Raw genomic sequence first — 978 nt, 5'->3', positions numbered from 1 at the left:
CCTTGCCTCCCACGACTGCATTGGCTATGAAAAACATGCCTTTGGGTACTTTAATCCACAACATTGAATTACAACCTGGTCAGGGTGGTAAAATGGTAAGAAGTGCTGGTGCTTCTGCTCAGTTAGCCAACAAGGAAGAAAAATACGCAGTATTAAAAAATGCCTTCTGGTGAGTTGAGAAAAGTTTTAATCAACTGTTATGCTACTGTAGGTGTTGTTTCTAACAGTGACCATAACCTTGAAACTGCAGGTAAAGCCGGTAAGAATCGTTGGAAGGGTATTCGTCCACGCGTAAGAGGTGTTGCGATGAACCCGGTAGATCACCCGATGGGTGGTGGTGAAGGTAGAGCTTCCGGAGGTCATCCTCGTAGCAGAACCGGTAAGTACGCAAAAGGTGAGAAGACTCGTACCAGAGGAAAAGGTAGCGATAAGCTAATCATCCAGCGCAGAAACGGTAAAAAACTGGCTAAATAATTTAACCAGAAGAAATAATTAAAATAACTAATAGACCAGTAAACTCAAATAATTATGGGTCGTTCGATTAAAAAAGGTCCTTACGTAGATGCTAACCTAGAAGGTAAAGTAGTTGCGATTAACGACGGAAAAGTAAAGAGAAACGTTATTAAAACCTGGAGTCGTCGCAGCACTATCACACCTGATTTTGTTGGACATACTTTCGCCGTACACAACGGTAACAAGTTTATCCCTGTTTACGTAACAGAATTCATGGTAGGTCACAAATTAGGTGAATTTGCTCCTACCAGAAACTTCAGAGGACACGCAGGAACTAAAAAATAACTGTAAGGGTTAATCCCCATACATCAAACAAAAAAAGAAATGGAAGCAGTAGCTAAACTGAACAATTATCCAACAGGTCCGCGTAAAATGCGCCTGTTAGCCGATGTGATCCGCGGAATGGAAGTGGAAAAAGCACTTGCTATTCTGAGTCGTGGGAGGCAAGGCACACAGGGGGATAGG

Annotated in this window: 4 protein-coding genes; all 4 read left to right on the top strand. The window is 42.5% G+C overall.

Annotated elements, in window-relative coordinates; all coding sequences use genetic code 11:
* Positions 1–26: 26 nt before the first annotated feature.
* Entirely contained in the window at positions 27–173 is a 147-nt protein-coding gene (locus tag P767_RS19235; RefSeq protein ID WP_316929613.1) for a hypothetical protein, read from the top strand.
* A gap of 1 nt (position 174) precedes the next feature.
* Positions 175–474 (top strand): hypothetical protein, encoded by a 300-nt coding sequence (locus tag P767_RS19230; protein ID WP_456113451.1) that lies wholly within the window; start codon positions 175–177, stop codon positions 472–474.
* A gap of 54 nt (positions 475–528) precedes the next feature.
* Complete coding sequence (gene rpsS, locus P767_RS18155) at positions 529–798, top strand: 30S ribosomal protein S19 (RefSeq protein ID WP_026763916.1); 270 nt, start codon at positions 529–531, stop codon at positions 796–798.
* A gap of 39 nt (positions 799–837) precedes the next feature.
* On the top strand, positions 838–978 hold a 141-nt coding region (locus tag P767_RS18815), incomplete at its 3' end, for a large ribosomal subunit protein uL22 (protein WP_316929612.1).

The organism is Sediminibacterium salmoneum NBRC 103935, from assembly GCF_000511175.1.
Classification (GTDB): domain Bacteria; phylum Bacteroidota; class Bacteroidia; order Chitinophagales; family Chitinophagaceae; genus Sediminibacterium; species Sediminibacterium salmoneum.
This window is presented reverse-complemented; position numbering and strand designations above follow the sequence as displayed.

What these genes read in the sequence shown, in the direction of transcription:
- rpsS (WP_026763916.1), top strand. Translation starts at nt 529, where the DNA reads ATGGGTCGTTCGATTAAAAAAGGTCCTTACGTAGATGCTAACCTAGAA.
- P767_RS19235 (WP_316929613.1), top strand. Translation starts at nt 27, where the DNA reads ATGAAAAACATGCCTTTGGGTACTTTAATCCACAACATTGAATTACAA.